Source organism: Massilia timonae, from assembly GCF_001866515.1.
Classification (GTDB): domain Bacteria; phylum Pseudomonadota; class Gammaproteobacteria; order Burkholderiales; family Burkholderiaceae_D; genus Telluria; species Telluria timonae.
Window position 1 is genome coordinate 722,925 of the sequence record NZ_JRYB01000001.1, and the last position, 25,407, is coordinate 748,331.

The following is a 25,407-nucleotide window of genomic DNA, read 5'->3' on the forward strand; positions in this document are numbered from 1 at the left end:
GTAATCAACCCGGCGGCAGGTTATCCCACAAATCGCCCGTCGGGCTGATGCGCGGCGCGGTGACGCCGAAGTGCTGGTAGGCCAGCGGCGTGGCGATGCGTCCGCGCGGGGTGCGCTGCAGATAGCCCTGCTGGATCAGATACGGTTCGAGCACGTCCTCGATGGTGTCGGCGGCCTCGCCGATCGCCGCCGCCAGGTTGCCGATGCCGACCGGGCCGCCGGCGAACTTGAACAGCACCGCCTCCAGCAGCTTGCGGTCCATGACGTCGAAGCCGACGGTGTCGACGTCGAGCATCTTGAGCGCGCGGTCGGCCATCTCGCGCGTGATCTCGCCATTGCCCTTCACTTCGGCGTAGTCGCGCACGCGGCGCAGCAGGCGGTTGGCGATACGCGGCGTGCCGCGCGCGCGCTTGGCGACTTCGCGCGCGCCGTCCTCGTCGATCGGCGCTTCCAGCAACGCGGCGCTGCGCGCCACGATCTTGGTCAGCTCCTCGACGTTGTAGAACTCCAGGCGCGCCACGATGCCGAAGCGGTCGCGCAGCGGATTGGTCAGCATGCCGGCGCGGGTGGTGGCGCCGACCAGGGTGAACGGCTGCAGGTCGAGCTTGACCGAGCGCGCGGCCGGCCCCTCGCCGATCATGATGTCGATCTGGTAGTCCTCGAGCGCCGGATACAAAATCTCCTCGACCACCGGCGACAGGCGGTGGATCTCGTCGATGAACAGCACGTCGTTCGGCTCGAGGTTGGTGAGCAGCGCCGCCAGGTCGCCGGGACGCTCGAGCACCGGGCCCGAGGTCTGGCGCAGGTTGACGCCCATCTCGCGCGCGATGATATGGGCCAGCGTCGTTTTACCCAGGCCCGGCGGACCGAACAGCAGGGTGTGGTCGAGCGCCTCGCGCCGCTTGCGCGCCGCGTGGATGAAGATCTCGAGCTGGTCGCGGATCTTTTCCTGGCCGACGTATTCGTCCAGCTGCTTCGGACGCAAGGCGCGTTCGATCGCCTCTTCGTTGGGCGAGGCCGGCGCGGCGTCGATCACGCGGTGTTCGGTAAAGTTGTCGGTCTGGATGCTCATTGCTCAGATTCTTCCTCAGCCTTTGGACAGCGCCTTCAGCGCGAACTTGATGCCGTCCGAGACGCTCGAGCCGGCCGGCATGTTCTTGATCGCGAGGAGCGCTTCCTTGTCAGAATACCCCAGCGCGGCCAGCGCATTGAGCACGTCCACCTGCGCGTCGTCACGCGCCGCGCCGGCGACCATGCCGATGTCGGCGCCGAGCTTGCCCTTCAGTTCGAGCAGCAGGCGTTCGGCCGTCTTCTTGCCGATGCCGGGCACCTTCACCAGGCGGCCGGTTTCCTGCAGCGTGACGGCCTGCGACAATTCGGCCACCGACATGCCGGACAGGATCGCCAGCGCCATGCGCGCGCCGATGCCGGTGATCTTGATCAGCTGGCGAAACAGCGCGCGTTCGGACGCCGAGCCGAAGCCGAACAGCAGGTGCGCATCCTCGCGCACCACCAGGTGGGTGAACAGCACGACTTTTTCGCCGGTATGCGGCAAGTTATAAAAGGTGCTCATCGGCACGTCGACTTCGTAGCCGACGCCATTGCAATCGACCAGCACGTGCGGCGGCGCTTTTTCGAGCAGGATTCCAGAGAGGCGACCGATCATCGGTAAGGTTCCTAATTAAGAGACGAGACGGCTGTTCTTCATGCGCAGCGCCTGCATATCGGGCGACAGCGTGCCCAGAAGCGACAAGGTGTCGATACTGTGGGCATGGCAGATGGCGACGCCCAGGGCGTCGGCGGCGTCGGTGCCCGGCAGGCCCGGCAGCTTGAGCAGGCGCGCGACCATGTCCTGCACCTGCGGCTTGGCCGCCTTGCCGGTGCCCACCACGGCCTGCTTGACCTGCACCGCCGTGTATTCGGCGACATCGAGGTCGGCGCTGACCAGCGCGGTGATCGCCGCGCCGCGCGCCTGGCCCAGCAGCAGGGTCGATTGCGGATTGACGTTGACGAAGACTTTTTCGATGGCGGAACAGGCCGGGCGGTAGGTGGCGATGATTTCGCTGACGCCGTGCAGGATGACCTTCAGCCGCGGCGGCAAAGCGCCCTCCAGCCCGGTCTTGATGGTGCCCGAGGCGATGTAGCGCAGCTTGGCGCCGTGTTTTTCAATGACGCCGAACCCCGTCGTGCGTAGGCCCGGGTCGATGCCGAGAATAATCATTATGGAATGTTACCCCGGCTGGGGGTGTTCGTGGGAAAAATACTGTGCAAAAACACAGGTTCACCACGGTTTGATCGCATCGGGCCGGGAGGTTCCACCGGCCCGATGGTGTTGCCGGATCAGTGACGGAAGTGACGGGTGCCGGTATACAGCATCACCACGCCGCGCTCGTCGGCGGCATCGATCACTTCCTGGTCGCGCATCGAGCCGCCCGGGTGGATCACGCAGGTCGCGCCGGCGTCGACCACCACGTCCAGGCCGTCGCGGAACGGGAAGAAGGCATCCGACGCCACGGCCGAACCGCTCAAGGAAAGACCGGCGTTCTGGGCCTTGATCGAGGCGATGCGGGCCGAGTCGATGCGGCTCATCTGGCCGGCGCCGACGCCCAGGGTCATGCCATTGGCGCAGAACACGATCGCGTTCGACTTGACGAACTTGGCCACGCGCCAGGCGAACATCATGTCCTGCAGCTGCTGCTGGGTCGGGTGCTTCTTGGTGACCACGCGCAGTTCGCCCAGGCCCACGTTTTTCGCATCCGGCGACTGCACCAGCAGGCCGCCGCCGACGCGCTTGACGTCATACGCGTTCTGGCCGGCGCCCAAGGCGATTTCCAGCAGACGCACGTTCTGCTTGGCCGCCATGATCTGGCGTGCTTCCGCGGTGAACGATGGCGCGATCAGCACTTCGACGAACAGCTTGGCCAGCGCTTCGGCCGCCTTGCCGTCGACTTCGACGTTGAAGGCGATGATGCCGCCAAAGGCCGAGGTCGGGTCGGTCTGCAGCGCGCGCGAGTAGGCGTCCAGCGCATCGACGCCGATCGCCACGCCGCACGGGTTGGCGTGCTTGACGATCACGCAGCCGGCCGGCTGGCCGAGGCCGCCCAGCGACTTGACGCATTCCCAGGCCGCATCGGCGTCGGCGATATTGTTGTACGACAGTTCCTTGCCCTGCAGCTGGGTGTAGTTGGCCAGTGCGCCGTCGACCGTGACCAGGTCGCGGTAGAAGGCGGCGCCCTGGTGCGGGTTCTCGCCGTAGCGCATGTCCTGGACTTTCTCGAAGCCCATGTTCAGGGTCTGCGGGAAGCTCGAACGGGTCGCATGCGCGCGGTCTTCGCCCAGGCTGGTCAGGTAATTGGTGATCGCGCCGTCGTACTGCGCGGTGTGCGCGAACACTTTCTTGGCCAGGCGGAACTTGGTTTCATAGCTGACCGGGCCGGTGGCCTCGCCCTGGCCCTTCATCTCGGCCAGCACCACGCCATAGTCGAGCGGGTCGACGATCACGACCACGTCGCGGTGGTTCTTGGCCGCCGAACGCAGCATGGTCGGGCCACCGATGTCGATGTTCTCGATCGCATCTTCCAGCGAGCACTCTTCCTTGGCGACGGTCTGCTGGAACGGGTACAGGTTGACCACGACCATGTCGATCTGCGGAATGCCGTGCTCTTCCAGCTTGGCGACGTGCTCAGGAAAATCGCGGCGCGCCAGGATGCCGCCGTGCACCTTCGGGTGCAGGGTCTTGACGCGGCCATCCAGCATTTCCGGGAAACCAGTGTAGTCGGCGACTTCGGTCACCGGCACGCCGTTATCCTGCAGCAGCTTGGCGGTGCCGCCGGTGGACAGGATGTTGACGCCGAGCGAAGAGAGAGCGCGCGCGAAATCGAGCACGCCGGTCTTGTCGGATACGGAAATGAGAGCTTGTTTGATCATGGTGTGGCCTATGGTTGAGAATTCCTGGCGGCGGGCAGGCGGATCGGGGATCCGGTCATGGCCGCGCGCCCGGTGCGCGGCCACGTGGGTCACGCTTAGAGCAGCCCGTGCTCCTGCAGTTTCTTGCGCAAAGTGTTCCGGTTAATGCCCAGCATCTGTGCGGCGTGCGACTGGTTGCCGTCGGCGCGCGACATGACGACTTCGAGGACGGGCTTTTCGACGGTCAACACCATCATGTCGTAGATGTTGGTCGGCTTTTGTTCGCCCAGATCGTTGAAATAGTCTTCGAGACTCTTCTGGACGACTTCCTGGATACTTTCTTTGCTCATGTCTTCTGCTGCTTCATCCTGGTTTAATGATTGCTCCGCTCTCGCGAAGCGCGTCCCCGTGTTCTTGTTCTGGTTTGCTGCGTGCTGCCGGACTTGCCTATGCCGCGATCGCGTCGAGGCCAGGATGCGCGGGGCGGTATTGTAACCGCTCGCCATGCCTGTGCTGCGATTTGAAAAACTCATCGACCGCCGCCAGTTGCTCGGCCGTCGATTCCAGCAAGTTCATACGCTGCCGGAATTCCTCGCCGCCCGGCAGGTCTTGTACATACCAGCCGATGTGCTTGCGCGCGGTGCGCACGCCGACGTATTCGCCATAGAAGGCGTAATGGGCCGGCAAGTGCTCGTTCATCAATTCGCGCACTTCGTCCACCAGCGGCGCCGGCAGGTGTTCGCCGGTGCGCAGGTAGTGGTCGATCTCGCGGCAGATCCAGGGACGGCCCTGGGCCGCGCGGCCGATCATGACCGCGTCGGCGCCGGTATGGTCGAGCACGAACTTCGCCTTCTCGGGCGTCGTGATGTCGCCATTGGCCACCAGCGGGATGCTCACCGCCTGCTTCACGGCGCGGATGGTGTCGTATTCGGCCTCGCCCTTGTAGCCGTCGGCGCGGGTGCGGCCGTGCAGGGTCAGCATCTGGATGCCGGCCTGCTCGGCCAGGCGCGCGATGCGCAGCGCGTTCTTGTTTTGGCGATCCCAGCCGGTGCGGAACTTCAGGGTGACCGGCACGTCGACCGCCTCGACCACGGCGTGCAGGATGCGCTCGACCAGGTCTTCGTGCTGCAACAGGGCCGAACCGCACCAGCTATTGCACACCTTCTTGACCGGGCACCCCATATTGATGTCGATGATCTGGGCGCCGCGCTCGACGTTGAACTTCGCGCAATCGGCAAGGTCTTTAGGATCGGCGCCGGCGATCTGCACCGCCTTCGGCTCCATCTCGCCCGCGTGGTCGATGCGGCGCGAGGTCTTCTCGCTGGCCCACAGGCGCGGGTTCGACGCCGCCATTTCGGACACCGCATAGCCCGCGCCGAGCTGCTTGCACAGCTGCCGGAACGGACGGTCCGTCACTCCGGCCATGGGGGCGACAAAGACGTTATTACGCAGGTGATATGGACCGATTTGCACAGCAGAAAAACTCAGAAGTTTCTTGGGAACCTGCTATTTTACCCCAAGCGCTGCTCAAATTATCAGCAAAATTAATGTGATTGTTGCGTGTGCGATATTGGCAGGGCGAAGAAACAGGCGTTGTCGCGCCTGTTTTAGGCGCTTGGCTGTCAGGGCAAGTCGTCCAGCGCCGTCTGGCGCAGGTGCGCAATTTCGCCCCAGCTCACCAGCTTCAGTGCACCTTGCTCGACCACGAAACGGTTGATGCTGGCGTTGTGCACCTTGAAGTCGCGCGGCGTTTCCAGCGGCAGGCCGAGAGCCGCCCGGTAGGCGCACTCGAGCACACCGCCGTGCGCCACCAGCGCCAGGGTCTGGCCGGGGTGGCGCGCCGCATGGCCCAGGATCGCCTTCGTGGCGCGCTCGTAGAAGCTGCGGAAAGTTTCACCCTGATTCTTACCCGGTGGCAGGACCGCATCGACGTTGCGCGCCTGCCAGGCGGCGAACTCGAGCGGAAAGCGGGCCGCGATTTCGCTGTAGAGCAAGCCTTCGAAGCCGCCGTAGCAGCGTTCGCGCAATCGAGGATCGAGCTGGACACCGCCGGCATTGGCCGCGCCACGGGCGAGATGGACCGCCTCGGCCGTCTGCCGGGCGCGCGCCAGGTCGCTGGAAATGACCAGGTCTATATGTTCGCCGGCCAGCGCCGCGCCGAGCGCCGCGGCCTGGCGCTCACCTTCGGCATTGAGTGCGATATCGAGATGGCCCTGCAGCCGGCGCTCGGCATTCCAGGCGGTTTCGCCGTGGCGGATCAGGAGGATCGTGGTCGTGCCCGCAGGCGCGTCATTCAATGTCATGAGGTCCTTGCACCCGAACCTCGGGGCAGTGAAAAAATCAGATGCTTGATTATTTTGCCAGGTCGGCCGCGACCTGGGGATTGAGCGAATAGGTGCCGAAGATGCGCGCCTCGTCGAGGATATGTCCCTGGATCGCCAGGCGTGCCTCGGAGCCCGTGAAACGCCCCTCCAGCGGCAGGCGCGGGATGTCGAGCGCATACAGCGTAAACACATAATGGTGCACGCGCTCGTCGTTCCATGGCGGGCACGGGCCGTCATAGCCGTAGAACTCGCCCGCCATGTCGGGGTCGCCCGCGAACCAGCCGGTATAGTCGTTGACCCCGTGGCGCAGCTGGTGTTCGGTGCCGTTCTTGACGGTGAAGGCGACTTCGGGACCCGGCTTGCCATGCGGCGTGACCATGTCGGAAAACATGCCTTCGGCCAGCGACTTGAGGCAGACCGGGATGTCGGCCAGCGTCCAGTGGAAAAAATCGACCCGCGGCAAGGCGGCCGCCACGGTGCGGCCTTCCTTGTTGACGTCGCCGCCTTCGGACGGCACGTCGGGATCGTGGCAGATCAGTACCAGCGACTGCGTGCCGGCCGGCACGTCGTCCCAGGCGATATGGGGATTGCGGTTGCTCGACAGCTTGACGTGGGCATCAGGATCGCTGACCGCGAACGCGCAGGCGGCGGGGATATCGGCCCCGTCGGTGAATGAGTCGCTCCAGATTCGCATGTGACCTCCCTGGCTAGTAATTTGACCTTGGCGCCAGGCGCGGGTTTCAGCGCGCCGCCCCGACGGGATCAATACGCAGCCAGAATGTGACCGGGCCATCGTTGATGAGTGACACTTTCATGTCAGCACCAAATACGCCGGTCTCGACAATGCCATGCCGCTCCCGCGCCTGGCGCACGACATGCTCGAACAGGCGCCGTCCGTCTTCCGGCGCGGCGGCCGGCGAGAACGAAGGACGCGTGCCCGATTTGGTATCGGCCGCCAGGGTGAACTGCGGCACCAGCAGCAAGCCGCCTTCGACGTCCGTCACGCTGCGGTTCATCTTGCCGGCCTCGTCGGAAAACACGCGGTAGCCCAGCAACTTCGTTAACAGCAGGTCGGCCTCGCGTTCGGTATCGCCCTTTTCGGCGCATACCAGCACCATCAGGCCGGGACCGATGGCGCCGACGGTCTGGCCGTCGACGCGCACCGCCGCTTCGCTCACGCGTTGCAGCAGGCCAATCATGCGAGCGTGACGCGGGCGAACTTGCGCTTGCCGACTTGCACCACGACGGTGCCGGCAGCCACTTGCAGCCCCTTGTCGCTGACCACGGCGCCATCGATGCGCACGCCGCCCTGGTCGACCATGCGCATGGCTTCCGAGGTCGAGGCGCACAGGCCGGCGGCCTTCAGCAGTTGCGGCAGGCCCAGCGGAGCGCCGGACAGCGACACTTCCGGCACGTCGTCCGGGATACCGCCCTTGGAGCGGTTGACGAAGTCGGCCAGCGCATCGTCGGCCGCAGCGGCCGAGTGGAAGCGCGTGACGATTTCCTTGCCCAGCGCCACTTTCGCATCGCGCGGATTGGCGCCGCCGTCGATCGTCGCCTTCAATTGCGCGATGTCGTCCAGCGAGCGGAACGACAGCAGGTTGAAATACTTCCACATCATCTCGTCCGAGATGCTCATCAGTTTGCCGAACATGCTGTTCGGCGCTTCGGTGATGCCAATATAGTTGTTCTTGGACTTGGACATCTTGTCGACGCCGTCCAGGCCTTCCAGCAGCGGCATGGTCAGGATGCACTGCGGCTCCTGGCCGTAGTCCTTCTGCAGCTCGCGGCCAACCAGCAAGTTGAATTTCTGGTCCGTTCCACCCAGCTCAAGGTCTGACTGCAAAGCGACCGAATCGTAGCCCTGCATCAGCGGATAGAGGAACTCATGCACGGCGATCGGAGTCCCACTCTTGTAGCGCTTGGTAAAGTCGTCGCGCTCCATCATGCGGGCCACGGTGTAGCGCGAGGCGAGCTGGATCATGCCGCGCGCGCCCAAAGGATCGCACCATTCGGAGTTGTAGCGGATTTCCGTGCGGCTGGCGTCCAGTACCAGCGAGGCCTGGCGGAAATACGTCATCGCGTTTTCCTCGACCTGCTCGCGGGTCAGCGGCGGACGGGTGGCGTTGCGGCCCGACGGGTCGCCAATCATGGAAGTGAAGTCGCCGATCAAAAAGATCACCTGGTGACCCAGGTCTTGCAATTGACGCAATTTATTCAGCACGACGGTGTGGCCGAGATGCAAGTCCGGGGCCGTCGGATCCAGGCCCAGCTTGATGCGCAGCGGCTTGCCGGTCTGCTCCGAGCGCGCCAGTTTTTGCGCAAAATCGCTCTCGATCAACAGTTCGTCGACGCCGCGCTTGGCGATCGCGAGGGACTCAAGGACCTTGTCAGTCAGTGGCAAAGCATTAATGGAAGTTGCCGGAGTGCTAGCACCAGCTGCATTTGAGGTCATAAAATTCGTGTAGGAAATTGGCTAAAACGGTTGTAGGACCACTTCTTTTGGTATAATTCACGATCCTGTTTTCGTTTCCTAGAGAAAACTTTTTCGGAAACGCAATACATGGCCCTTGAAAGTTCAGCCGCAAATTTTAACTGATTGCATGAACCCTATACAGAAAATCACTGGTAAAAGCCTGCTAGCGCTGCTGCCGAAGACCCGCAAAGCCCGCGTCCTGAGCGCCGGCGCCGTCTTCCTGAGCGTGTGCGCCTTTGGCGCCGTGGGCGTTGCACCGATCGCTCCCGATCCCTCCGACCTGCCCGTCACCTCCGTTGCGCAAGACCTGGAACTGCCGAACCTGGCCGACCAGATCGCCGCGCTCCAGCAAGACGAGCAGCAATTTATCCACGAAGAACGCATCCGCCGCGGCGATTCGCTCGGCTCGCTCTTCACCCGCCTCGGCATCGAAGACGCGCAAGCGCAAAAGTTCGTTCGCTCCGACAAGCTCGCCAAGCGCCTGCTGTCGCTCCAGACCGGCAAGCGCATCCAGGCAGAGACCGACGAGAACGGCCTGCTGCTGTCGATGCGCGCCACTGTCAGCGACGGCAAGAGCGGCGAAGCACGCACGATCACCGTGCAGCGCAAGGGCGAGGAATTCGTCGCCCTCGAGGCGCCGGCCAAGCTCGAGCGCCGCGTCGAGATGCGTTCGCGCGACATCACCAGCTCGCTGTACGCGGCCACCGACGCCAACGTCGACGGCGGCAGCATCCCGGATTCGATCGTTGGCCAGATCATCGAGATGTTCTCGACCAATATCGACTTCCGCAGCGACGTCAAGCGCGGCGACCGTTTCAATGTGGTGTACGAAACCTTCTGGCTCGACGGCGAACTGATCAAGACCGGTCGCATCCTGGCCGGCGAATTCGTCAACCGCGGCACCAGCTACCAGTCGGTGTGGTACGAAGATCCGGTCTCCAAGCAGGGTGGTTACTACTCGCTGGACGGCAAGTCGCTCAAGAAAGCCTTCCTCAAGTCGCCACTGCAATACTCGCGCGTCTCGTCGGGCTTCTCGATGCGCGTGCACCCGATCTCGGGCAAGTTCAAGGCGCATAAAGGCGTCGACTTCGCCGCCGCCACCGGCACCCCGATCCGCGCCGTGGCCGATGCCACCGTCGACTTCGCAGGCAACGGCAATGGCTACGGCAATATGGTCGTCCTGAAGCACTGGTCGAACTACAGCACCGCCTACGCCCACATGAGCCGCATCGCGCCGGGCATGCGCAAGGGCGCCAAGATCAGCCAGGGCCAGGTGATCGGCTACGTCGGCTCGACCGGCTGGTCGACCGGCCCGCACCTGCACTATGAATTCCGCGTCGCAGGCGTGGCCAAGGATCCGAACAAGTTCAAGTCGCTGGCCCAGCAACCGCTGAACCAGGCCGAACTGGCACGCTTCCGCATGGCAGCCGCCGAGATGAACCACCGCTTCTCGCTGATGGCGCCAAGCGGCTCGTCGATGGCAGCCCGCTAAGCCGCACCGTCCTGTATAAAAAACGCCCTCCTCGCATTTCGATGCTGGAGGGCGTTTTTCTTTTGTATGCTTGCTGGCCTCTATAGGCACCTGAACCCGATACAACAATGACCGAGACACCTTCCCTCTACATCGGCCTGATGTCCGGCACCAGCCTCGACGGCGTCGACGGCGTGCTGGCCGATTTCAGCAATGGCGCCATCCAGACCGTGGCCGCCGCCTTCACGCCCTTCCCCGCCGCATTGCGCAGCGAACTGATGGCCCTGCAGGCCGCCAGCGACAACGAGCTGGAGCGCGAGGCGCTGGCCGCCAACGGCCTGGCCCTGGCCTACGCCGACTGCGTGCGCGCACTGCTGCCATCCAGCCCCGGCCCGGTGGCCGCTGTCGCCGTTCATGGCCAGACCATCCGCCACCGCCCCGAACTGGGTTTTACGCGCCAGACCAATAACCCGGCCCTGCTGGCCGAGCTGATCGGCATCGACGTGATCGCCGACTTCCGCAGCCGCGACGTCGCCGCCGGCGGCCAGGGCGCGCCGCTGGTGCCGGCCTTCCACGAGGCCGCCTTCGGCAAACCGGGCACGGCGCGCGTGGTGGTCAACATCGGCGGCATCGGCAATATCAGCGTGCTGCATGGCGACGGCCGCGTGACCGGTTTCGATACCGGTCCGGGCAATGTCTTGCTCGACCTGTGGATCGCGCGCCACCTGGGGCGCGCCTATGACGAGGATGGCGCCTGGGGTGCGACCGGCACTGTCCACCAGCCGCTGCTGGACGCCCTGCTCGACGAACCGTATTTCCGCCAGCCGGCGCCCAAGAGCACCGGACGCGACCTGTTCCATGCGCCATGGCTCGATGCCAAGCTCTCGCCCTTCGGCAAGCTCGCGCCGGCCGACGCGCAGGCGACCCTGGTGCAATTGACGGCGGTGACGATCGCGCGCGCGATCCGCGACGAAGGCGTGACGCCGGACGCGGTGTACGTCTGCGGCGGCGGCGCCTACAACGGCGCCCTGCTGCGCGCCATTGGCGCCGGGCTGGGCGGCGTGAAAGTGGCCTCGACGGCGGAACTGGGCGTGGCGCCGAACCGGGTCGAGGCGCTGGCCTTCGCCTGGCTGGGCTGGCGTTTCGCCAACCGCGAACCGGGCAACCTGGCGGCGGTCACCGGTGCGCGCGGTCCGCGCATCCTGGGCGCCTTGTACCCAGCCTGAAGCTCAGGCGGCCAGGCCTTTTTGCAGCAACTGCGCCACCAGCTCGTTCAGGTCGACGCCCTGCTCCTTGCTCTGCGCCTGCAGCTGCTTGACCAGGTCGCCATTGAGCTTGACGGCGAACGGCACCAGCCCCAGCGCACGGTCGCGCTCGCGTTGTTCGCGGCGGTCCGCTGCCGGGGCATCCCCGGGCTTGCCGACGACGGCGCCCTTGGGGCCCATCTTGTTCATCAGCTTCTTCGCATCGAATTTCGCGAGCTCGTTCTTGTTCATTGCTTACCTTGCTATTGGATTGATATGTTGCGGCGTCAGTCGAAACGCTTGAGCCGCTGGCCGAGGATGCCCCACTGGCACGGCGCGCCATCGACCACGCCGCACAGCGCCCAGCCGGTGCCGATTTTTTCCACCGTGACCTCGCTCTCGATTTCCCGGGCCAGCTTCTCGGCCCAGCCTTTGGCGGCGCCCTGCCCCTTGAACAATTCCTTGCCCTCATACATGACGGTGGCGTCGAACACGGGCATCGCGAATACGGTCATGGCTACCTCTGTCTCAAAAAAGCGTCATGCTACCACTGCAGGCCGGCTGCGTAGATAGCAAATACAAACGGCCCGCAGGAGCGGGCCGTCGATGATCCAGACCGCGGTCTGGATGGGCGGGCAACGATTACGCCGAGAACGACGAACCGCAGCCGCAGGTCGAGGTGGCGTTCGGGTTCTTGATCACGAACTGGGCGCCTTCGAGGTCGTCCTTGTAGTCGATCTCGGCGCCGACCAGGTACTGGTAGCTCATCGAGTCGATCAGCAGCTGGACGCCGTTCTTTTCCATCGTCGTGTCGTCTTCATTGACGATCTCGTCGAAGGTGAAACCATATTGGAAGCCCGAGCAGCCACCGCCCTGCACGAAGACGCGCAGCTTGAGGTCGGGGTTGCCTTCTTCTTCGATCAGCTGAGCAACTTTCTGAGCGGCGCTGTCGGTGAAGTTGATTGGTACGGGAATCGTGTCGAAATCTTGCACTTCGGCGACTGCGGTCATGGGAAAGCTCCTGAATAAATCAAACACCGTCCATTATAGACGGTTGGCGGAAGTCATGCTGCCGAGCCTTCGACGGCGTCGGCTAGATGAAACACCGGCTCGCTGGCGGGTTGGTGCGTCAATTTACCTGTTACCAACGCCCCACCGTGCATCTCGAGCAACCGGTAGTGTACATCCCCATTAATGCGGCCTTTCGGCTGTAATTCAAGGAGTTCCGACGAGTAAACCGCGCCGGCGATATAACCATTGACCACCAGGCTGGCGCAGCGCACTTCGCCTTCGATCCGCGCGTGCTCCGACACGATCAGCATGCTGTCGGCGCCATCCACCGCCACCACATTGCCATGGACCTCGCCGTCGATGCGCAGCCCGCCCGTGAAACACAGGTCACCCTCGATGCGGGCCGAGATACCGACCAGGCTGTCTATCTCGCTTTTCACTTGTCGACCGAACATGACTCACCTCTGAGGAAATTGACCGTTGGACGTGTCCAACAGTCAATTTACCCGGCTCAAAGGTCGTCGCTTTGATCTGCGTCGGGTCGCAGATCAAGGGTAAAGATTATGGCAACAGCGCGATCTGCTGCAGGCCCTTCGACTCTTGCAGGCCGAACATCAGGTTCATGCACTGCACGGCCTGGCCCGAGGCGCCCTTGACCAGGTTGTCCTGCACCACCAGGATCACGACGGTATCCGTGCCTTCCGGACGGTGCAGCGCCAGGCGCAGCATGTTCGAGCCGCGGGTCGAGCGCGTTTCCGGGTGCGAGCCGAACGGCATGACGTCGACGAATTCGCTGTCCTTGTATTGTTCTTCGAACAGCGCCTGCAGGGCGGCGTTGTCGATTTCCTTCGTCAGGCGCGCGTACAGGGTCGCGTGCATGCCGCGGATCATCGGCACCAGGTGCGGGGTGAAGATCAGGCCGACCTTCTGGTCGGTATAGCGCGCCAGCTGGGCCGAGGTTTCCGGGGTGTGGCGGTGGCCATGCACGCCGTAGGCCTTGAAGTTGTCGCTCGACTCCGAGAACAGCGTGCCGATCTCGGCCTTGCGGCCGGCGCCGGAGACGCCCGACTTGCAGTCGGCGATCAGGCTGCCGGCGTCGATCAGGCCGGCCTTGAGCAGCGGATAGAAGCCCAGCTGCATCGTGGTCGGATAGCAACCCGGATTGGCGATCAGGCGTGCGCCCTTGATATCGTCGCGGTTCAGTTCCGGCAAGCCATAGACGGCTTCATCCAGCAGCTCGGGCGCGGTGTGCTCGATCTTGTACCATTTTTCGAAGACGGCGCGGTCCTTGATGCGGAAGTCCGCCGCCAGGTCGATCACCTTGACGCCGGCCGCCAGCAGCTCGGGCGCCTGGGCCATCGCCACGCCGTGCGGGGTGGCGAAAAACACCACATCGCACTGCTTCAGATCGGCCTTGTCCGGGCTCGAGAAGGCGATATCGACGCGACCGCGCAGCGAAGGAAACATATCGGCCACCGGCAGGCCGTCTTCCTTGCGCGAGGTGATCGCGGTCAGTTGCACATCCGGATGAACGGCCAACAGCCGCAGCAATTCCACGCCCGTGTATCCGGTTCCGCCGACGATGCCAACTTTAATCATGTCTGTTCCTTCAATAATGGTAAAAAGGCCCTTTCCCAGGACGAGGCTGCATTTTAACAGCCTGTGTATGCGGGCGTTGTACCTGTCCCGAGCCTGTCTCAGTAGGCGGGGGGAAGCTGATGGCGATGCATGGCAAGCGTGGACAAGGCGCGAGGAGGCCGCATGGCGCGCCATGCAACGACGAGCAACGCAGCCCACGCTTGTCAGGCGCGCCAGCAGCGACTCCCGCCTACTGAGACAGGCTCATGCAAAAAAGCCGCCCAACCTTGCGGCGGACGGCTTTTCTGAACCAGTGCCCGAAGGCACTGAGGAAGACAATTAACGCTTCGAGAATTGCTTTGCGCGACGTGCTTTGCGCAGACCAACTTTCTTACGCTCGACTTCACGGGCGTCACGGGTGACGAAACCGGCACGTGCCAGGTCGCCCTTGAGGCCTGCGTCGTAGTCGATCAGTGCGCGGGTGATGCCGTGACGGACGGCGCCAGCCTGGCCCGATTCGCCACCGCCGTGCACGTTGACCTTGATGTCGAAACGCTCGACGTTGCCGGTCAGTTCCAGCGGCTGACGGATCACCATCAGGCCGGTTTCACGCGAGAAGTATTCCGATGCCGGCTTACCATTCACGATGATCTGGCCGGTGCCAGCTTTGATGAACACGCGAGCGACTGCACTCTTGCGACGGCCGGTGCCGTAGTTGTAGTTACCGATCATGTCAGTTCCTTAGAGGGTCAGTGCTTGTGGTTGCTGAGCAGCGTGCGGGTGGGTACCTTCCGCGTACACTTTCAGCTTCTTGATCATGGCGTAGCCGAGTGGGCCCTTAGGCAGCATGCCCTTGACAGCCTTCTCGAGTGCGCGGCCTGGGAAACGCTGTTGCATTTTCAGGAAGTTGGTTTCGTAGATACCGCCCGGGTAGCCCGAGTGACGGTAGTACGTTTTTGCGGTGGCCTTGGTGCCGGTCACGCGCAGTTTGCCGGCGTTGATCACGACGATGAAATCGCCGGTGTCGACGTGCGGGGTGAACTCTGGCTTGTGCTTGCCGCGCAGTCGGAGTGCCACTTCGCTGGCAACACGTCCGAGGACCAGGTCCGTCGCGTCGATGACAAACCAGTCGCGCTGGACTTCGTGGCCCTTAGCGGAAAAAGTTTTCATGTTTAATCCAAAAGAAAAAATTGCTCAAATGGTGGTTCCGCACAAGACTTCAGCGGACTCGTCCTTATTGTCTTTCCTGAGCAAACGGAAAGCCGGCAATCATACCCCGCCACCGCCTTGCCGTCAATCCTCATCCGCGTCGAGCGCAACGTCTCCACGCGCTTGCCTGCGGGCTGCTACCCGATACGCATGCCTTGATGCGTTGTTGAAACAATCGGTTGACCGGAGAAACAGCGCGAACTTATCATCGTTGCAACCTGAGGAGATGCTGTGAAGAGATCCAAGATTCTGCCCGCCATACTGTTCCTGCCACTCCTGGCGACGAGCCTTGCCAGCGCCCAGCCCGCTGCCAGCACGCCGGCGCCGGCGACGACCGAACGCAGCTGCCACCTGCCCGGCGTGGTCGAAGCGCTGCGCTGCGTCACCGTCAACGTGCCGCTCGATCATGCCAAGCCGCAATCCGGCACCCTCAAGCTGCACGTCACCGTCGCCCCGGCCTATCGCCAGGGCACGCGCGGCGACCCGCTGTTCGTGCTGGCGGGCGGCCCCGGCCAGGCCGGCAGCGACGTGCTGCCCCTGCTCAAGCTCGCCTTCGACCGGGTGCGCGCCACCCGCGACATCGTCTTCATCGACCAGCGCGGCACCGGCCGTTCGGGCAAGCTCGATTGCGAAAGCAAGCCGGAACACGAGCGCATGACGGACGACGAACTGATGGCCGAGCTGCGCGCCTGCATCGCCAATAACAAGCAGCCGCTGGCCGCCTACACCACGGCGGCCGCCGCGCGCGACCTGGAGCAGGTGCGGCGCGCGCTGGGCTATCGCCAGGTGAACCTGTGGGGCGGCTCCTACGGCACCCGCCTGGGCCAGGCCTATGCGCGCGCTTATCCGGACAGCGTGCGCAGCCTGGTGCTGGACGGCGTGGCCGCGCCCGACCAGGTGATCCCGGCCGGCGGGCGTGACGGCCAGGCCGCGCTGGACGGCCTGTTCGCCGCCTGCGCCAAAGACGCTGCGTGCAACAAAGCCTACCCGAACCTGCGCGCCGAGTTCGATGCGCTGGTGCAGAAGGTCGAGTCGGGCAATGTGCGCCTGTCGCTGCCGAATCCACGCACCGCCGAGCCGACCGAATTCACCATGAGTTCGCAGCGCTTCCTGGGCACCGTGCACAACATCCTGTATGCGCCGGCCGATGCGCGCCGCCTGCCCTTCCTGATCCACAGCGCCAGCCGTGGACGCTGGGAGCCTTTCGTCGCGCGCCAGAACCTGGCCGGCGACTTCGGCAACGACGCCAGCATGTCGATGCTGCTGCACTTCGCCGTGGTGTGCGCCGAAGACGTGCCGCGCTTCACGCCCGAGCTGATGAAATCCGACGCCGCCGTGCTGGCGCGCCCGCTGGCCGAAATGATCCCCAAGCTGTGCCAGGACATCAAGGTGCCGGCGGTGCCGTATGTGCGGCCGGCGCGCATCGAGGCGCCGGCCCTGCTGCTCTCGGGCGCCCTCGATCCGGTCACGCCGCCGCACCGCGCGGAGGCGGCCGCGAAATCGATGGCCCGGGCCCAGCACGTCGTGGTGGCCAATGCCGGCCACGGCGTGTCGCAGCTCGGCTGCGCGCCGCGCCTGCTGCGCGCCTTCCTCGACCGGCCGCAAGACAAGCTCGACGCCGCCTGCATGGCCGAGGTGCCGGCCCCCACCTTCCAGCTCGGCAGCGCCGGGCCGCAACCTTGAATCTGGGAACCCCATGATCGAAGTCCATGATGTACGCAAGCAGTTCGGCGCCGTCCAGGCGCTGGGCGGCGTTTCCTTCACCGCGCGCGACGGCCAGATCACCGCGCTGCTGGGCCCCAACGGCGCCGGCAAGACCACCCTGCTGCGCACCCTGGTCGGCCTCCTCCGGCGCGACCACGGCGCCATCTCGATCGGCGGCGTCGACCCCGAGCGGGATCCGATGGCGGTGCGCCGCAATATCGGCTTCCTGACCGACCAGTTCGGGCTGTACGAACGCCTCACCACGCGCGAATACCTGAACTACTTCGGCGAATTGAACGGCATGGACGGCGCCGCGCTGCGTGCCCGCATCGTCGAGGTGTCGGAACTGCTCGGGATGGACGACATCCTCGAGCGCCAGACCAAGGGCTTCTCGCAGGGCCAGCGCATCAAGGTGGCGCTGGCGCGCACCCTGCTGCACCGCCCGCGCCACCTGCTGCTGGATGAACCGAGCCGCGGCCTGGACGTGATGAGCACGCGCGCGCTGCGCACCGCGCTGAACGCCCTGCGCGAGGATGGCTGCTGCGTGATCATGGCCACCCACGTGATGCAGGAAGTGGTCCACCTGTGCGAGGACGTGATCGTCATCGCCAAGGGCCATACCGTGGCCCAGGGCTCGCCACAAGAACTGTGCCGGCGCACCGGCATCGCCGACCTGGAAGACGCGTTCGTCAGCCTGGTGGGCACCGAGGAAGGTATCGCATGAAGTCCAAACTCAAGGTCGTATTCCTCAAGGAGCTGCGCGAGACGCTGCGCGACCGCCGCACCTTCGGCTTCCTGGTGCTGGCGGTGCTGTTCTATCCGGCGATCCTCGGCGTCACGCTGCACCAGCTGATCGACAAGAGCACCAAGACCGAGCGCGAAGGCATCCACCTGACCGTGATCGGCGGGGCCAAGGCCCCGACCCTGATCTCCCAGCTGCGCGAACGCAGCGTGACGATCAACGAATCCGGCCCCATGACCGAGGAAGCGATCGGCGAACTTTTGCATGGCAAGAAGGTCTCGGCCGTGCTGCGCCTGTCGGACGACTTCATCGACAACTACCACTCGATGCGGCCCGCGCGCATCGAGTTATGGTTCGATTCGTCGACCGAAAGCGGCCCGCAGCGGCGCGAGCTCGAAGAGATCCTGCAGGCCTACGGCAGCAATATCGCCAGCGCGCGCCTGCTGGCGCACGGCGTGTCCCCGGCCACGCTGGCGCCGATCCAGCTGCAGCGCTACGACACCGGCACCAATGCCTCGCGCTCGGCCATGGTCATCGGCGGCCTGATCGGCTTCCTGTTCTTCCCGGCCTTCCTGCTGAACATGTCGTCGGCAGTCGACAGCACCGCCGGCGAACGCGAACGGCGCTCGCTGGAAGTGCTGATGGCGCAGCCGGCGCACAGCTGGGAGCTGGTGGGCGGCAAGTGGCTCGCTTCCAGCGTGCTGGCCCTGCTGGGCGTCACCGTGGTGCTGATGCTGGGCCACGCGATCCTGCGCTGGCTGCCGCTGGAAGAAATCGGCATGTCGTGGAACCTGGGCTGGGGCGAGCTGCTGCTGGTGTGCGTGGCGACGATGCCGCTGGCGCTATTGTCCTCGGCCCTGTACGTCGCCATGGCGATGAACGCCAAAACCTTCAAGGAAGCCCAGACCACCGTCAGCCTGGTGATGATCCTGCCGCTGCTGCCGGGTTTCGTGGTCTCGTTCATGGAACTCAAGACGGCGCAGTGGATGTACCTGATGCCGATGCTGTCGAACCAGACCCTGATCAAGGAGCTGGCCAAGAGCGGCGACATCGGCTTCGCGCCGTTCGTGCTGACCTTTCTTTGTTCGCTGCTCCCGGCGCTGTTGATCGTCGCCTTCGCCAGCTGGCGCATGAAGAGCGAGAAGTACGTATTGGGTGTTTGATGCGGGACGTGTGAGAAACGGCGGCCGCCTCGCACGCAAGGCCGGCGGCTGCCGTACAATCGACGTCCTTATCGACGCATCAGCAACACGGAGAATCGCATGGAAGTGAAAGTCAGCTGGAACGGCCCGTCGGGCATGAGTTTCCGGGCCGAGACCGGCAGCGGCCACATGGTGGCCATGGATGGCGCGCCGGAGGGCGGCGGCCATAACCTGGCGCCGCGCCCGATGGAAATGGTGTTGGTGGGCACCGGCGGCTGCACCGCCTATGACGTGGTCCTGATCCTCAAGCGCAGCCGCGAGGACGTGCGCGGCTGCGACGTGACCCTGCAGGCCGAACGCGCCGACCTTGACCCCAAGGTGTTCACGAAGATTAACTTCCACTTCACGGTCAGCGGCCGCAACCTGAAGCAGGCGACGGTGGAACGCGCGGTCAAGCTGTCGCACGAGAAGTACTGCTCGGCGTCGATCATGCTGGCCAGGACGGCCGAGATCACGCACTCGTTCGAGATCGTCGAGGTCTGATACCGTTCGACGAGATCGTTGCCCCCAAGACCGTCGTTCCCGCGCAGGCGGGAACCTAAGTGTGCTGGAAGACCGGGACCGTCAAAAGTCGGTGGCAGCGCGTCGAACCTGGATTCCCGCCTTCGCGGGAATGACGTTTGCAAGTTGCGGATCGTATAGCCCGCGGATCAGATCCGGTAAGCGGTGGTGGTCATCACCTTCGCCATCGCCCGCATCGCCACCTTGACCGGCAACGGCAGCGACGCCGCGCCCGCGGATTGCGCCGCGTCGGCGTGCGCGATCTCGTCGATGCGCATCTGGTCGACGATGGCGCGCGACTTGGCGTCCTGCGCCGGCAGCAGTTCCAGATGGCTATTCAGGTGCGCCTCAACCTGGCGCTCGGTCTCGACCACGAAGCCCAGGCTGACCGGGTCGCCGATCCGCGCCGCCACGCTGCCCATCACGTAGGCGCCCGCATACCACAGGGGATTCAGCACGCTCGGTTGCGATCCGAGTTCCGAGAGGCGCTGCGCGCACCAGGCCAGGTGGTCTTCTTCTTCGCGCGCCGCGTGCTCGAACTGGGTGCGCACCTCTTGCGTATGGGCGAAGTTGGCCTGCGAATCGTAGAGCGCCTGCGCGCATACCTCGCCCACGTGATTCACCCGCATCAGGCCCGCGCTGTGACGGCGCTCGGCGTCGCTCAATTCGCCGTCGATGGCGTGCGCGCCCGGGTTCGGGCGCGACATCGCCGCCACGCCGCCGACGACGCGCAAGGCCTTGTCGACGCCGACGATCAGTTGGTCCAGGGGGCTGATGAAACGGTTCGCAATCATGGTGTGCTCGATGTTCTGGTCGCTGAAGCGTTCATTATATGCCTTCGGCATGCGGCCCAGCGTGCGCCTGCTCTCCGGCGCCATCCTGCTGCGTTCCGTGCTCCTTTTTCTTGCGCGCGATCCAGTCGGCCAGCGGGCCCTCGGGTTCCAGCCCCGAGATGTTCTTGGCCACGCCCAGGTTCAACTCCAGCAGGAAGGGCAGCGACACCAGCGGCACGCCCGGGCAATGCCGCCTGAAGGCGTCCAGGAAGCGCGCCGACTCCACCGTCGGCATCACCTTCGCGCCACTCATGAACTGCAGCACGCTGGTGATGGTGTGACCCTTGCCCAGCGTGTGATAGATGAAGCGGTTGTACTCGCGGTCGACCGTCTTGAAGTCGATCGCCTCCTTGGTCATCAGGCCGGCCAGGTAGACCAGTCCCAGCGCGACGCGGAACCAGTCGGTGGATTCGGCCCGGCTGCGCCCCTCGCGCATCAGGATCAAGAGCTTTTCTTGGGTGATGGAGTCCATGCAGCCATTATCCATGCTTTGCCCCGGCTTGCGCCGCACGCGGTCCTCTATTGCAAAAAATTTATCGAAAGAAAACCATCGTGCGTCCTGTCACCGGATAATGCGGTCTGGGTCCCTGTTTGGACCGTATGTCGCACCGCGCCCGCCGTGGCCGTGCCGATTGAATACAATGCCAGTGTGAAAAAGTGTTTGGCCTGGCGTAAATACGCGCGAGGCAGCAGCCAGGAGTCGTCATGCAATTGAAAATCCGCAATTTGTCCAAGACCTACGCCAACGGCGTGGTCGCGCTGGACCGTGTCACGCTCAACATCCCGGCCGGGATGTTCGGGCTGCTCGGCCCGAATGGCGCGGGCAAATCGACCTTGATGCGGATCCTGGCGACCTTGCAAGAGTGCGACTCCGGTTCGGTGTTCCTGGACGATATCGACGTGCTCGACGAAAAGGACGCGGTGCGCCGCATGCTCGGTTACCTGCCGCAGGATTTCGGCGTCTACCCGAAGGTGAGCGCTTACGAACTGCTGGACCATTTCGCCCAACTGAAAGGCCTGTCGCACAAGGCGCGCCGGCGCGAAGTGGTCGACGGCCTGTTGCAGCAAACGAATCTGTGGGAAGTGCGCGACCAGCGCCTGGGCACCTTCTCGGGCGGCATGCGCCAGCGCTTCGGCATCGCCCAGGCCCTGCTGGGCGACCCGCGCCTGATCATCGTCGACGAACCCACCGCCGGCCTCGATCCGCAGGAACGGGTGCGCTTCCACAACCTGCTGTCGGACATCGGCGAAGAACGCACGGTGCTGCTGTCGACCCACATCGTGTCCGACGTGGCCGACCTGTGCGCCAATATGGCGATCATCAACAAGGGCCAGGTGCTGCTGTGCGGCGAGCCGCAAGAGCTGATCTACGGGATCGAGGACTTCATCTGGGCCCGTTTCGTCACCAAGGCCGAGCTGCCCGCTTACCAAGCGCGCTACAGCGTGATCTCGACCCGCCTGCTCAGCGGACGCACCCTGATCCATGTGTATTCCGAGGACGATCCGGGCGACGGCTTCGAGCCGGCGCGCGCCAGCCTGGAAGACGTGTATTTCGCCACCATCGCCGGCCGCCACAACCCGGCCGCCGGGAACTGCTGACCGTGCGCGCCCTGTTCGTCATCGCCCGCTTCGAAGCGGGCCAGCGCCTGCGGCGGCTCTCGACCTGGGTCTATTTCGCCGTCTTCCTGGCGCTCGCCATGACCTGGATGGCCGCCTCGGGCGGGGCGTTCCGCGATCTGCTCGTCACCTTCGGCAGCCGGGTCCTGGTCGACGCGCCGCGCCAGATCGCGATCGCCACGGCGCTGCTCGGCAGCCTGGGCACGGTGGTGACGGCGGCGGTGATGGGACGCGCGGTGCAGCAGGACTTCGAACACGAGATGCACCACTTCTTCTTCAGCGCGCCGCTCAGCAAGGCCGACTACGTGTTCGGCCGCTTCCTCGGCGCGTTCGCGACCCTGGCGGTGATCTTTTCCGGCATCGTGATCGGGCTGTGGCTCGGCACCTTCATTCCCGGCATCGCGCCCGACCGCCTGGGCGGCTCTCTGGCGTCGGCCTGGATCAAGCCCTACCTGTTCACGCTGCTGCCCAACCTGTTCATCTTCGGCGCGATCTTCTTCGTGCTCGCCGCCCTGACCCGGCGCATGCTGCCGGTCTACGTGGCCGCCGTGGTCATGACCATCGGCTATACCGTCGCGCCCTCGCTGGCGCGCGACCTCGACTTCAAGACCCTGGCCGCCCTGATCGACCCGTTCGGCACCACCTCCCTGTTCCTGCTGACCGAGTACTGGCCGCTGGCCGAGCGCAACCTCAATCCGATCGACCTGCAGGACGTCTACCTGATCAACCGCCTGCTGTGGTGCGGCTTCGCGCTGCTGGCGCTGCTGCTCGGCTACTGGCGTTTCCACTTCATCGGCGAGGCCGACGTGCAGGCGCGCACGCGCGGCCGCGGGCAGGCCCAGCCCGACCTGCCGGTCGAACTGTCGCAGGCCGCGCGCGACACCACCGCGCAACCCGATTTCGCGGCGCGCAGCCTGGCGCTGCTGCTGTTCAAGTCGGCGCGGGGCGAACTGCGCGAGATGACCCGCAACGTCTATTTCGCGGCGCTGGCCACCGGCGGCGTGCTGGCGCTGGTCGCCGGCGGAATCGACCTCGACGCCATCTACGGCGCCGCCACCTATCCGGTGACCTATATGGTGCTGGAGCTGATCCGCGCGGTGTTCGGCCTGTTCATGCTGGCCATCACGATCTTCTATGCCGGTGAACTGGTCTGGCGCGAACGCGAGACGCGCGTGGCCCAGATGCTGGACGCGCTGCCGGTGCCGAGCTGGCTGCCGCTGGCCGGCAAGACCCTGGCCCTGATCGGCCTGCAGGCGCTGCTGGTGCTGCTGGCGATGGTCACCGGCATGCTGATCCAGCTGTTCAAGGGCTACTTCCAGCTCGAGCCAGGGCTGTACCTGCATGCGCTGTTGACCATCCTGCTGCCGAACTACGCGCTGATCGCGGTGCTGGCGATCGCGGTGCAGGTCGTCGTCAATCACAAATACCTGGCCAACTTTTTAATGATCGCCTGGCTCGTGGCGGCGCTGCTGTTGAACAGCGCCGGCCAGAACCATCCGCTGCTGCTGTACGGGGTCTGGCCCGACCTGACGTATTCGCCGATGAACGGCTTCGGCCACCAGCTGCTGCGCGAGCGCTTCTATCTGCTGTACTGGAGCGGCGCGGCGCTGATGCTGCTGGCGCTGGCGCGCGCGCTGTGGCCGCGCGGGGTCGACGACGCCTGGCGCGAGCGCCTGCGCCTGGCGCGCCGCAACCTGACGCCAAAGGTGTTGACCTGCTTCGGCCTGGGGCTGGCCGTGTTCGCGGGCGCCGGCGGTTTTTTGGCCTGGGAACTGCCGAGCGGCGGCTACCTGACCACCTGGCGCAGCGAACTGCTGCGCGCTGAATACGAAAAGCGCTACCACGGCTTCGCCCGGCTGCCGCAGCCGCGCATCGTCGACGTCAGGCTCGACGCCGCCATCCATCCCGAACGACGCGCCCTGCACGTCAAGGGCAGCTACCGGCTCGAGAACCGCAGCGGCGCGCCGATCCGCGACCTGGTGCTGTACCAGCAGCGCGGCGCGCGCCTGACGCCGAACTTCGGCCAGCCGGCGACGGCGGTCACGCTCGATCCCGACCGCGGTTTCTACCACTACCGCCTGGCCGCCCCGCTGGCGCCCGGCGCGCGCCTGGACCTCGATTTCGAACTCGACTACGCGCCGCGCGGCCTGCTGGGCCTGGGCAGCGACACGCCGGTGGTCGCCAACGGCACCTTCTTCACCAACGAGGTCATGCCGCGCATCGGCTATCAACCTTCGGTCGAACTGAGCGACGTGCGTGACCGGCGCCGCCACGGACTGGCCGCGCGCGCGCCCATGCCGGCGCGCGACGACCCGGCCGGCCGCGCCACCCACCGCATCGGCGTCGACGCCGACTGGATCGGTTTCGAGGCCACCGTCAGCACCAGCGCGGACCAGGTCGCGATCGCGCCCGGCACCCTGGTGCGCGAATGGAACGAGGGCGGGCGGCGCCACTTCCGCTACAAGATGGACCGTCCCATGCTGAACGCCTATGCCTTCCAGTCGGCGCGCTACGAGGTTCGCCACGACCGCTGGCAGGATGTGACGATCGACGTCTACTACCAGCCGGGGCACGACGTCAACGTCGAGCGCCTGGTGCGCGGCGCCCAGGCCGGGCTGGACTACGGCGCGCGCCATGTCGGCCGCTATCCGCTGCGCGAGCTGCGCATCGCCGAATTCCCGCGCACCGTCCGCACCGCGCAAGCCTTCCCGGGCCTGATCCCCCTGTCCGAAGGCGCCGCCTTCATCGCGCGCGTCGATCCCGGCTCGCCCAAGGACCTCGACTACCCGTTCTACGTCAGCGCCCGCGAGACCGCGCGCCAGTGGTGGGGCCAGCAGCTGGTCGGCGCCGACACGCGCGGCGCCACCCTCCTGTCCGAGAGCCTGGCCGAGTACACGGCGCTGATGGTGATGAAGCGCTCGCTTGGCGCGGACAAGATGCGGCGCTTCCTGCGCCATGACCTGGAAGCCTACCTGATCGGCCGCGCCCAGGAACAGGAGAAGGAACTGCCGCTGGCCCATAACGAGAACCAGCGCTACATCCACCAGTACAAGGGCGGCCTGGCGCTGTACCTGCTGCAGGACATGCTCGGCGAGGACGTCGTGAGCGGCGTGCTGCGCGGCCTGCTGCAGCAATACGCCTACCGCGGCGCGCCCTACCCGACCGCCTCCAGCCTAGTCGGGGCCTTGCGCGCGGTGACGCCGCAGGACAAGGCCTACCTGATCGACGACCTGTTCGAATCGATCGTGTTCTACGAAAACCGCGCCGCCAGCGCCGTCGCGCGCCGCCGTCCGGACGGCAAGCATGAGGTCACGATCGATGCCCACGCCGCCAAGCTGAGGATGACGGAACAGGGCGAGGAGCGGCCGGTGCCAATGAACGACTACGTCGAATTCGGCGTGGATGACCGCAATGGCAACCCCTTGGCGCGCGAACGGCGGCTGGTGACCCAGGCCGCGCAGCAGCTGACCCTGGTGGTCGATGGCGTGCCGGGCCGCGCCGGCATCGATCCCGACAACAAATTGATCGATCGCAAACCGAATGACAATATGCTGCCAGTCGACAATCAATAGTTCTCGCGCTATGATCG

General features: G+C 65.0%; 27 protein-coding genes. 8 read left to right on the top strand and 19 right to left on the bottom strand.

Features of this window, described 5'->3' with window-relative positions:
- Positions 1–4: 4 nt before the first annotated feature.
- The 10 genes from ruvB to tyrS form a co-directional block, all read right to left on the bottom strand.
- Positions 5–1,072: a Holliday junction branch migration DNA helicase RuvB gene (gene ruvB, locus LO55_RS03215; protein ID WP_071360428.1), complete on the bottom strand. Its 1,068-nt coding sequence runs from the start codon at positions 1,070–1,072 to the stop codon at positions 5–7.
- A gap of 15 nt (positions 1,073–1,087) precedes the next feature.
- A complete protein-coding gene (gene ruvA, locus LO55_RS03220) occupies positions 1,088–1,666 on the bottom strand; it encodes a Holliday junction branch migration protein RuvA (RefSeq protein ID WP_005667935.1) in 579 nt (192 codons plus the stop codon).
- 15 nt (positions 1,667–1,681) lie between these two features.
- Positions 1,682–2,221, bottom strand: a complete 540-nt coding sequence (gene ruvC / locus LO55_RS03225) for a crossover junction endodeoxyribonuclease RuvC (RefSeq protein ID WP_071360429.1) — start codon at positions 2,219–2,221, stop codon at positions 1,682–1,684.
- A gap of 119 nt (positions 2,222–2,340) precedes the next feature.
- Entirely contained in the window at positions 2,341–3,927 is a 1,587-nt protein-coding gene (gene purH, locus LO55_RS03230; protein WP_071360430.1) for a bifunctional phosphoribosylaminoimidazolecarboxamide formyltransferase/IMP cyclohydrolase, read from the bottom strand.
- 95 nt (positions 3,928–4,022) lie between these two features.
- Complete coding sequence (locus tag LO55_RS03235) at positions 4,023–4,256, bottom strand: helix-turn-helix domain-containing protein (RefSeq protein ID WP_005667930.1); 234 nt, start codon at positions 4,254–4,256, stop codon at positions 4,023–4,025.
- A gap of 97 nt (positions 4,257–4,353) precedes the next feature.
- Entirely contained in the window at positions 4,354–5,379 is a 1,026-nt protein-coding gene (gene dusB / locus LO55_RS03240) for a tRNA dihydrouridine synthase DusB (RefSeq protein WP_083415141.1), read from the bottom strand.
- A 149-nt stretch (positions 5,380–5,528) separates the two neighbouring features.
- Positions 5,529–6,209, bottom strand: coding sequence for a histidine phosphatase family protein (locus tag LO55_RS03245; RefSeq protein ID WP_071360432.1), 681 nt, complete (start codon positions 6,207–6,209; stop codon positions 5,529–5,531).
- Positions 6,210–6,258: 49 nt separating this feature from the next.
- Complete coding sequence (locus LO55_RS03250; protein ID WP_071360433.1) at positions 6,259–6,924, bottom strand: YbhB/YbcL family Raf kinase inhibitor-like protein; 666 nt, start codon at positions 6,922–6,924, stop codon at positions 6,259–6,261.
- Positions 6,925–6,970: 46 nt separating this feature from the next.
- Positions 6,971–7,429 carry a D-aminoacyl-tRNA deacylase gene (gene dtd, locus LO55_RS03255; RefSeq protein ID WP_071360434.1) on the bottom strand — a complete coding sequence of 153 codons (459 nt, stop codon included), beginning with the start codon at positions 7,427–7,429 and terminating at the stop codon, positions 6,971–6,973.
- The gene (gene tyrS, locus LO55_RS03260; protein WP_071360435.1) at positions 7,426–8,685 is read right to left on the bottom strand and encodes a tyrosine--tRNA ligase; all 1,260 of its coding nucleotides are present in this window, start codon (positions 8,683–8,685) and stop codon (positions 7,426–7,428) included. Before tyrS ends, dtd begins: the two co-directional genes overlap by 4 nt.
- A 148-nt stretch (positions 8,686–8,833) precedes the next feature.
- On the opposite strand from tyrS, the gene LO55_RS03265 reads away from it, so the two are divergent.
- Together LO55_RS03265 and LO55_RS03270 are read left to right on the top strand one after the other, a co-directional pair.
- On the top strand, positions 8,834–10,198 hold the full coding sequence (locus LO55_RS03265; RefSeq protein WP_071360436.1) for a M23 family metallopeptidase: 1,365 nt from the start codon (positions 8,834–8,836) through the stop codon (positions 10,196–10,198).
- Positions 10,199–10,305: 107 nt separating this feature from the next.
- Entirely contained in the window at positions 10,306–11,403 is a 1,098-nt protein-coding gene (locus LO55_RS03270) for an anhydro-N-acetylmuramic acid kinase (RefSeq protein WP_071360437.1), read from the top strand.
- Positions 11,404–11,406: 3 nt separating this feature from the next.
- Here LO55_RS03270 and LO55_RS03275 read toward each other — a convergent pair whose 3' ends face one another.
- From LO55_RS03275 to rplM, 7 genes are all read right to left on the bottom strand, one after another.
- A complete protein-coding gene (locus tag LO55_RS03275; protein ID WP_005667915.1) occupies positions 11,407–11,673 on the bottom strand; it encodes a hypothetical protein in 267 nt (88 codons plus the stop codon).
- 35 nt (positions 11,674–11,708) lie between these two features.
- Complete coding sequence (locus LO55_RS03280) at positions 11,709–11,936, bottom strand: hypothetical protein (protein ID WP_071360438.1); 228 nt, start codon at positions 11,934–11,936, stop codon at positions 11,709–11,711.
- A gap of 127 nt (positions 11,937–12,063) precedes the next feature.
- Positions 12,064–12,432, bottom strand: coding sequence for an iron-sulfur cluster insertion protein ErpA (gene erpA, locus LO55_RS03285; RefSeq protein WP_005667912.1), 369 nt, complete (start codon positions 12,430–12,432; stop codon positions 12,064–12,066).
- Between the two features lie 53 nt (positions 12,433–12,485).
- Positions 12,486–12,887 carry a bactofilin family protein gene (locus LO55_RS03290; RefSeq protein ID WP_005667909.1) on the bottom strand — a complete coding sequence of 134 codons (402 nt, stop codon included), beginning with the start codon at positions 12,885–12,887 and terminating at the stop codon, positions 12,486–12,488.
- A 106-nt stretch (positions 12,888–12,993) separates the two neighbouring features.
- Entirely contained in the window at positions 12,994–14,031 is a 1,038-nt protein-coding gene (gene argC, locus LO55_RS03295) for an N-acetyl-gamma-glutamyl-phosphate reductase (RefSeq protein WP_071360439.1), read from the bottom strand.
- Positions 14,032–14,349: 318 nt separating this feature from the next.
- Positions 14,350–14,742, bottom strand: coding sequence for a 30S ribosomal protein S9 (rpsI, locus tag LO55_RS03300; RefSeq protein ID WP_005667904.1), 393 nt, complete (start codon positions 14,740–14,742; stop codon positions 14,350–14,352).
- Positions 14,743–14,751: 9 nt separating this feature from the next.
- Entirely contained in the window at positions 14,752–15,180 is a 429-nt protein-coding gene (gene rplM, locus LO55_RS03305) for a 50S ribosomal protein L13 (protein WP_005667902.1), read from the bottom strand.
- Positions 15,181–15,450: 270 nt separating this feature from the next.
- Here rplM and LO55_RS03310 point away from each other — a divergent pair, with 270 nt between their 5' ends.
- From LO55_RS03310 to LO55_RS03325, 4 genes are all read left to right on the top strand, one after another.
- Complete coding sequence (locus LO55_RS03310) at positions 15,451–16,902, top strand: alpha/beta fold hydrolase (RefSeq protein ID WP_071360440.1); 1,452 nt, start codon at positions 15,451–15,453, stop codon at positions 16,900–16,902.
- Between the two features lie 13 nt (positions 16,903–16,915).
- Entirely contained in the window at positions 16,916–17,647 is a 732-nt protein-coding gene (locus LO55_RS03315) for an ABC transporter ATP-binding protein (RefSeq protein ID WP_071360441.1), read from the top strand.
- On the top strand, positions 17,644–18,828 hold the full coding sequence (locus LO55_RS03320; protein ID WP_071360442.1) for an ABC transporter permease: 1,185 nt from the start codon (positions 17,644–17,646) through the stop codon (positions 18,826–18,828). Before LO55_RS03315 ends, LO55_RS03320 begins: the two co-directional genes overlap by 4 nt.
- Positions 18,829–18,927: 99 nt before the next feature.
- Positions 18,928–19,350, top strand: a complete 423-nt coding sequence (locus tag LO55_RS03325) for an OsmC family protein (RefSeq protein ID WP_071360443.1) — start codon at positions 18,928–18,930, stop codon at positions 19,348–19,350.
- A 167-nt stretch (positions 19,351–19,517) separates the two neighbouring features.
- Here LO55_RS03325 and coq7 read toward each other — a convergent pair whose 3' ends face one another.
- Together coq7 and LO55_RS03335 are read right to left on the bottom strand one after the other, a co-directional pair.
- A complete protein-coding gene (coq7, locus tag LO55_RS03330; protein WP_071363672.1) occupies positions 19,518–20,162 on the bottom strand; it encodes a 2-polyprenyl-3-methyl-6-methoxy-1,4-benzoquinone monooxygenase in 645 nt (214 codons plus the stop codon).
- Positions 20,163–20,196: 34 nt separating this feature from the next.
- Complete coding sequence (locus tag LO55_RS03335) at positions 20,197–20,673, bottom strand: hypothetical protein (protein WP_071360444.1); 477 nt, start codon at positions 20,671–20,673, stop codon at positions 20,197–20,199.
- A 233-nt stretch (positions 20,674–20,906) separates the two neighbouring features.
- On the opposite strand from LO55_RS03335, the gene LO55_RS03340 reads away from it, so the two are divergent.
- The gene (locus LO55_RS03340; protein WP_005667889.1) at positions 20,907–21,800 is read left to right on the top strand and encodes an ABC transporter ATP-binding protein; all 894 of its coding nucleotides are present in this window, start codon (positions 20,907–20,909) and stop codon (positions 21,798–21,800) included.
- A 2-nt stretch (positions 21,801–21,802) separates the two neighbouring features.
- The gene (locus LO55_RS03345) at positions 21,803–25,390 is read left to right on the top strand and encodes an ABC transporter permease/M1 family aminopeptidase (protein WP_083415143.1); all 3,588 of its coding nucleotides are present in this window, start codon (positions 21,803–21,805) and stop codon (positions 25,388–25,390) included.
- Positions 25,391–25,407: the final 17 nt, after the last annotated feature.

Coding starts and splice junctions, on each gene's coding strand:
- LO55_RS03245 (WP_071360432.1), bottom strand. CDS start 6,209: ATGACATTGAATGACGCGCCTGCGGGCACGACCACGATCCTCCTGATC.
- LO55_RS03280 (WP_071360438.1), bottom strand. CDS start 11,936: ATGACCGTATTCGCGATGCCCGTGTTCGACGCCACCGTCATGTATGAG.
- ruvC (WP_071360429.1), bottom strand. CDS start 2,221: ATGATTATTCTCGGCATCGACCCGGGCCTACGCACGACGGGGTTCGGC.
- ruvB (WP_071360428.1), bottom strand. CDS start 1,072: ATGAGCATCCAGACCGACAACTTTACCGAACACCGCGTGATCGACGCC.
- rplM (WP_005667902.1), bottom strand. CDS start 15,180: ATGAAAACTTTTTCCGCTAAGGGCCACGAAGTCCAGCGCGACTGGTTT.
- LO55_RS03315 (WP_071360441.1), top strand. CDS start 16,916: ATGATCGAAGTCCATGATGTACGCAAGCAGTTCGGCGCCGTCCAGGCG.
- argC (WP_071360439.1), bottom strand. CDS start 14,031: ATGATTAAAGTTGGCATCGTCGGCGGAACCGGATACACGGGCGTGGAA.
- LO55_RS03275 (WP_005667915.1), bottom strand. CDS start 11,673: ATGAACAAGAACGAGCTCGCGAAATTCGATGCGAAGAAGCTGATGAAC.
- LO55_RS03270 (WP_071360437.1), top strand. CDS start 10,306: ATGACCGAGACACCTTCCCTCTACATCGGCCTGATGTCCGGCACCAGC.
- purH (WP_071360430.1), bottom strand. CDS start 3,927: ATGATCAAACAAGCTCTCATTTCCGTATCCGACAAGACCGGCGTGCTC.
- LO55_RS03340 (WP_005667889.1), top strand. CDS start 20,907: ATGCAATTGAAAATCCGCAATTTGTCCAAGACCTACGCCAACGGCGTG.
- LO55_RS03335 (WP_071360444.1), bottom strand. CDS start 20,673: ATGGACTCCATCACCCAAGAAAAGCTCTTGATCCTGATGCGCGAGGGG.
- dtd (WP_071360434.1), bottom strand. CDS start 7,429: ATGATTGGCCTGCTGCAACGCGTGAGCGAAGCGGCGGTGCGCGTCGAC.
- LO55_RS03320 (WP_071360442.1), top strand. CDS start 17,644: ATGAAGTCCAAACTCAAGGTCGTATTCCTCAAGGAGCTGCGCGAGACG.
- LO55_RS03235 (WP_005667930.1), bottom strand. CDS start 4,256: ATGAGCAAAGAAAGTATCCAGGAAGTCGTCCAGAAGAGTCTCGAAGAC.
- coq7 (WP_071363672.1), bottom strand. CDS start 20,162: ATGATTGCGAACCGTTTCATCAGCCCCCTGGACCAACTGATCGTCGGC.
- tyrS (WP_071360435.1), bottom strand. CDS start 8,685: ATGACCTCAAATGCAGCTGGTGCTAGCACTCCGGCAACTTCCATTAAT.
- LO55_RS03265 (WP_071360436.1), top strand. CDS start 8,834: ATGAACCCTATACAGAAAATCACTGGTAAAAGCCTGCTAGCGCTGCTG.
- ruvA (WP_005667935.1), bottom strand. CDS start 1,666: ATGATCGGTCGCCTCTCTGGAATCCTGCTCGAAAAAGCGCCGCCGCAC.
- LO55_RS03290 (WP_005667909.1), bottom strand. CDS start 12,887: ATGTTCGGTCGACAAGTGAAAAGCGAGATAGACAGCCTGGTCGGTATC.
- LO55_RS03325 (WP_071360443.1), top strand. CDS start 18,928: ATGGAAGTGAAAGTCAGCTGGAACGGCCCGTCGGGCATGAGTTTCCGG.
- rpsI (WP_005667904.1), bottom strand. CDS start 14,742: ATGATCGGTAACTACAACTACGGCACCGGCCGTCGCAAGAGTGCAGTC.
- LO55_RS03250 (WP_071360433.1), bottom strand. CDS start 6,924: ATGCGAATCTGGAGCGACTCATTCACCGACGGGGCCGATATCCCCGCC.
- erpA (WP_005667912.1), bottom strand. CDS start 12,432: ATGACCGCAGTCGCCGAAGTGCAAGATTTCGACACGATTCCCGTACCA.